Annotated in this window: 4 protein-coding genes; all 4 read left to right on the forward strand. The window is 73.3% G+C overall.

Annotation, left to right across the window (positions count from 1 at the left end; all coding sequences use genetic code 11):
* The first annotated feature begins 78 nt into the window (after positions 1-78).
* Entirely contained in the window at positions 79-1491 is a 1413-nt protein-coding gene (locus ADL22_RS28600; RefSeq protein WP_079064505.1) for a family 2B encapsulin nanocompartment shell protein, read from the forward strand.
* A gap of 259 nt (positions 1492-1750) precedes the next feature.
* On the forward strand, positions 1751-3166 hold the full coding sequence (locus ADL22_RS28605; RefSeq protein ID WP_066986078.1) for a family 2B encapsulin nanocompartment shell protein: 1416 nt from the start codon (positions 1751-1753) through the stop codon (positions 3164-3166).
* Positions 3167-3719: 553 nt separating this feature from the next.
* On the forward strand, positions 3720-4364 hold the full coding sequence (locus ADL22_RS28610) for an N-acetylmuramoyl-L-alanine amidase (protein ID WP_066986081.1): 645 nt from the start codon (positions 3720-3722) through the stop codon (positions 4362-4364).
* Between the two features lie 177 nt (positions 4365-4541).
* Positions 4542-5771 (forward strand): phosphodiester glycosidase family protein, encoded by a 1230-nt coding sequence (locus ADL22_RS28615; protein WP_234430890.1) that lies wholly within the window; start codon positions 4542-4544, stop codon positions 5769-5771.
* Positions 5772-6099: the final 328 nt, after the last annotated feature.

Genomic DNA, 6099 nt, shown 5'->3' on the forward strand with positions numbered 1-6099 from the left:
TGCGGCGGCGCGCTGCCGGAGGACATTCCCGTGTCCGCCCGGGCGTTCACGCGCCGCAGCCTCCACGAGATAGGTGACATGGTGACGATTGCCGGCGAAACTCTGACCGGAAGCGCCGAGGAAAGCCAGAATTCCAGCCTGACCACCGCGGCCGCGCGGAATCTCGCGACGACCACCAAGACCGCGCCGCAGATGCAGGGAATCACCTCCCGCTGGCTGCTGCGGCTGCTGCCCTGGGTGCAGGTCTCCGGCGGTACGTACCGGGTCAACCGGCGGCTGGCGTACACCGTCGGCGACGGGCGGATCGACTTCGACATCGACGGCTCGTCGGTCGCGGTCATCCCCGACGAGCTGCGCGAGCTCCCCGCGCTGTGGGAATTCACCGACACCGAGGTGCTCGCCGCCCTGGGGGAAAGGTTTACTCAGCACGAGTACGCCCCGGGTGAGCTGATCGCCCAGGCCGGCACCCCGCACGACCGGGTGGTGCTGATCGCGCACGGCCGGGTCGACCGGATCGGCACCGGCAAGTACGGCGACGAGACCGTCCTGGCGGCGCTGGCCGGCGGCGACCACCTCGGCGACGCCCCGCTGGCCTCCGCCGACGGGCACTGGGAGTACAGCTACCGCGCGGTGACCCGCGTGACGGTGATGGCACTGGCCCGCCAGGACGCCCACGAGGTCATCGGCCGCTCCCCCGCCCTGCGCGACCACCTCGCGGCGGGCGCCCGCGGCACGGAGCGGCCGTCCAACGCCAGCGGCGAGGCCGCCATCGCGGTCGCCTCCGGCCACCACGGCGAGCCCGCCCTGCCCGGCACGTTCGTCGACTACGAGCGCTCCCCCCGGGAGTACGAACTCAGCGTCGCGCAGACCGTCCTGCGCGCCCACACCCGGGTCGGCGACCTCTACAGCGACCCGATGAACCAGGTCGAGGAACAGCTGCGGCTCACGGTGCACGCCCTGCGCGAGCGCCAGGAACACGAGATGATCAACAACCGCGAGTTCGGCCTGCTGCACAACGCCGACCTCAAGCAGCGCATCCCCACCCGCAGCGGCCCGCCCACCCCCGACGACCTCGACGAACTCCTCGCCACGGTCTGGAAGGACCCCGGCTTCCTGCTGGCCCACCCCAAGGCGATCGCCGCGATCGGCCGCGAGTGCAACGCCCGCGGGCTCTATCCGGCCGCGGTCGACTTCATGGGCCACTCGGTGCCGTCCTGGCGCGGCGTGCCCATCTTCCCGTGCAACAAGATCCCGGTGACGAAGGAGGGCACCAGCTCCGTCCTGCTGCTGCGCACCGGCGAGGAGAAGCAGGGCGTCGTCGGCCTGCACCGCAGCGGAATTCCCGACGAATACGAGCCGAGCCTTTCGGTCCGCTTCATGGGAATCGACGACCAGGCCATCGCGAACTACCTCGTCAGCGCCTACTACTCGGCGGCCATTCTCGTCCCCGACGCCCTGGGCGTCCTGGAGGACGTGGAAATCGGGCACTGAGGAGACGGCAGCGAGAAGACGCGGAAATCGGGCACTGAGCGGAAAATCCGGGGAAACCTCGGGGGAACCCCGGAAAACCTCCGCCTCATTTACGTCCGCCCTACATCCCCGTATTCCTCTCCCCTCGGCCCATTTCGCCGACCTCCGGGGCGTTCGCAGCCCAACACCCCCGGCACGCCCCTGACATTTCCCTGACACCCACCCCCTGACGTTTACGCACCGACGTTTACGCACCAACCGGAACAGGTGACCGCCCGTCATGACCACATCCGTGGACCCCACGTCCGGCCCGCAGACCGAAGGCGCCGAGCCGCAGCGCTCCAGCCTGGACACCGGGGCCGCCCGCAATCTGGCGACCACGACCAAGACCCCGCCGCAGATGCAGGGCATCTCCTCGCGGTGGCTGCTGCGGGTCCTGCCCTGGACGCAGGTCTCCGGCGGCACCTACCGCGTCAACCGGCGGCTGACCCACACCCTGGGCGACGGCCGGGTGGAGTTCGTCAGCGAGGGCGCCGAAGTCCGGGTCATCCCCCAGGAGTTGCGGGAACTGGCCCCCCTGCGCGGCTTCACCGACGACCCCACGCTCCAGGAGCTGGCCGGCCGGTTCGCCCAGCGGGACGTCGTCCCCGGTGACGTCGTCGCCGAGAAGGGCACCCGGGCCGACCGCGTCATCCTGATCGCGCACGGCAAGTTCGAACGGCTCGGCACCGGCAAGTACGGCGACGAGTTGGTGACCGGTGTACTGGCCGACGGCGACGCGGCCGGCGAGGCGGCCCTGCTGGGGCCCGACGCCGAGTGGGAGCACACCCTCCGGGCGGTCACCCGCGGTACGGTCCTGACCCTTTCCCGGGCCGACTACGAGGAAGTCCTGGGCCGTTCGCAGGCCCTGCGCGGGCACATCGAGGCGTTCCGCACCGCGCTCGTCCCGGCGCAGAACAAGCACGGCGAGGCGGCCATCGAACTCGCCGCGGGCCACGTCGGCGAACCGGAACTGCCCGGCACCTTCGTCGACTACGAGCGGTCCCCGCGGGAGTACGAACTCAGCGTCGCGCAGACCGTACTGAAGATCCACTCGCGGGTCGCCGACCTCTACAACGACCCGATGAACCAGCTGGACCAGCAGCTGCGGCTCACCGTGGAGGCGCTGCGGGAGCGCCAGGAACACGAGATGATCAACAACCGCGAGTTCGGGCTGCTGCACAACGCCGACCTCAAGCAGCGCATCCACACCCGCAGCGGCCCGCCCACCCCCGACGACCTCGACGAGCTGATCTCCCGCCGCCGCAAGACCCAGTTCCTGCTGGCCCACCCGCGGACCATCGCCGCCATCGGGCGCGAGTGGAACGCGCGCGGCATCTACCCCACGCCCGTCGAGATCGACGGCACACCCGTACGCGCCTGGCGCGGCATCCCGCTGCTGCCCTGCAACAAGATTCCGGTCAACCCCGACCAGACCAGCTCGATCATCGCGATGCGGGTCGGCGAGGAGAACCAAGGCGTCGTCGGCCTGCACCAGACCGGCATCCCGGACGAGTACCGCCCCGGCCTGTCGGTCCGCTTCATGGGCATCAACGACCAGGCGATCATCAAGTACCTGGTCAGCGCCTACTACTCGGCAGCGGTCCTGGTGCCGGACGCGCTGGGCGTCCTGGAGGACGTCGAGATCGGGCACTGAGGGAGCGGGGGCTGGGGGCCCGAGGGGGACGGGGAGGGGACGGGGAGGGGCTGGTGGCGGAGGGCCGGGTGAGGGCGGGGGCTTGCCGGCTGGGGGGCTCCGCCGGTCCGGCTCCGGGCGGCCGGGCTTTGGGGGCGGGTCCGGGCTCCGCCGAGGTCGGTCCGCTCCGCGTAGACCTGACCGCCCGTCAAGTGGTTGACCGCTGTCCGTCACGTACGGACGCGGCCGGCCGGCCCGGGGCGCGGCACCGCGAACGGCCGACCCGAGGTGCGGCACCCGGGTGACGCCCATGCGGGCCTCTTTCCGACCCGGTCGCGGACCGCCGAACGGCGGCATCGCCCCGGCCTCCTGACGGCGTTTCGCGGGGCCGGGGCCGCTCAGGCAGCGTTGGCCGAATCCGACCCGCCCCAGTCCCCCGCATCGTCCGTCTTTGGTCAAGCCATTGACACAACGGCCATTCCCTTGGCAGGGCGCGCGCTGTTGCGCATGATGAACGCACCGGCCTGTGCGTGACATGTACGCGACCACCCCTCGGTCCTTGTCAGGAGTTCACATGGAGCCCGACCAGCACTCCCCGGCCCGTCGGCGACTGCTCACCGGCGCCGCCGCCCTCGCCGCGGCCGCCGCCCTCACCCCCCTCACCCCGGCCGCCGCCGCGACGCCGCGCAAGCGGCCCGCGCGGACCGCGAGCTACCCGCCCGTCCACTGGTCCCCGGCCAGTTCCGCCAACTACACCGCCGCCAACCGGCCGACCCAGTACGCCATCGACACGGTCGTCATCCATGTGACGCAGGAGACCTTCGCGGACACCCTGCGGCTCTTCCAGGACCCCGCGCACAAGGCGGCCGCGCACTACGTCGTCCGCTCCTCCGACGGCTACACCGCCCAGTGCGTCCGCGAACGGGACGTCGCCTGGCACGCCGGCAACTGGAGCTACAACACCCGCAGCATCGGTATCGAGCACGAGGGCTGGGTTGACGACCCGAAGTGGTTCACCGAATCGCTCTACACCCATTCCGCGCTGCTCACCGCCGCCATCTGCGACCGCTACGGCATCCCCAAGGACCGCCAACACATCATCGGCCACGTCGAGGTCCCCGGCACCGACCACACCGACCCCGGCCAGTACTGGGACTGGGCCCACTACATGGACCTGGTCAAGAGCGCCTCCTTCTGGGAGAGCCCCCTGAACTGGTGAACGTGAACAGGTGAACGGGGAGCCGGCGGACGGGGCACCGGCGGGCGGCGGTGCGAAATTCCCGTTCGTCCGCGCGCCGCCGCCCGGCCCGACCCCACTCGCCGGCCGCCTGCGTCTGGGCCCCGCTCGCCCACCTCATAGTTGACTTATCGTCAGGAGGCTGTTGTGAAGCAGCGGTTGCGCACGTTACGGACGGCCTCCGTAACGGTGGTCGCCTGGGGCGTCCTGGTGAGTGGCGGCGCGGCGGGCACGGCCCGGGCGGCGGCGGGCAACGGCTTGGAGCGCTCTACGCCGGTGCGGCTGGCGCCCGGGGTGACGTACGGCGAGTTCCGGATGGTGCTCCCCCGCGGAACCGTCCACGGCCACCTCCTGACCATCGACCTGTCCGCCCCGTCCGTCTCGGTGGACCTGCTCACCCCGGGTGCGGTCGCGGCCCGCGCCCCAGTGTCCGAGCTGGCCGGGAGGCGGCACGCGGTCGGCGCGGTCAACGGCGACTTCTTCAACATCAGCGAGGCCCAGCACCCGGGCGTCGAGGCCACCGGCTCCCCGGTCGGGCCCTCGGTGTCCTCGGGCCGGGACCTGAAGGGCCCGGTGCCGGACGGCCAGCGGTTCGGACCGCCCCTGCCGCCCGGCGCGACGACGGAGGACGTCCTCGCCGTCGGCTACGACCACCGGGCCCGGCTGGACCGGCTCGCCCTGCACGGCACGGTCCGCGGCCCCGCGGGCACCTGGCCGCTCCGGGGGCTGAACCAGTACGCGCTGCCGGAGAACGGCATCGGCGCGTACACCTCCCGCTGGGGCCAGGTCTCCCGGGAACGGGCGGTGTGCGGCACCGACACCGACCGGGCCGCGGGCTGCGGCACCGACACCGCCGAGGTCACCGTCCGGGACGGGCGGGTCGCGGAGACCGCCGCGCGGCCGGGCGCCGGGGTGATCGAACCGGGGTCGGTGGTGCTGGTCGGCCGCGAGGCCGGCGCCCGGCGGCTGCGCGCCCTGCGCCTCGGCCAACGGGTCCGGGTCACCCACCGGCTCGCCGCCCGGCTCCCGGGCCGGCCGCGGTGCGCGGTCGGCGGCTTCCCGGTGCTCCGGCACGGGCGCCCGGCGGACGGCCTGGACACGGTGGCGGTGGCGATGCGCACCTCGGCCGGCATCGCGGACCGCGGCCGGACGCTGTACCTGATGGCGCTGGACGGCGAGAAGGGCCAGCACCAGACCGGCGTCACCGTACGCGAGCTGGCCGAGCTCATGGCGCGGCTGGGGGCCCAGGACGCGCTGAACCTCGACGGCGGCGGCTCCTCGACGTTCGTCACCCGGGGCCGCGGCGGCGCGGAGCGGGTCCGCAACCACCCGACGGACGGCCGGGAACGCCCGGTCGCCAACGCCGTGGGGATCTTCTCGGGCGGGTGAGCGGGGCGGTCGGGCTGGGCGAACGGGGGCGTGGCCGGGCGGGTGAGCGGGTCACCGTTGGGCGAGCACCGGGGGCACGGCTCGGCGGGCGACCGGGGCGCGGCCGCGCGGCGCGGGCGGGGAGGGGCTCGGGCGGGCCGGGGGCTCGGGCGGGACACCGGGCCGCGCGCCCGCCAGCCTCGCGCCCTGTCGCCCAGGCCGCCCGGGCCTCGGCTTCCGCCCGGCCCGGCTCCGGCCCGACCGCCCGACCGCTGCCCTGCCCGGCCCGCTCGGCCCTGCCCGCTCGGCCCTGCCCCACCCCCGCGCTCGGCCTCGGCCACCCCCCTCC

Origin of the sequence: Streptomyces sp. NRRL F-4489, assembly GCF_001509485.1 — a bacterium.
Taxonomy (GTDB): domain Bacteria; phylum Actinomycetota; class Actinomycetes; order Streptomycetales; family Streptomycetaceae; genus Streptomyces.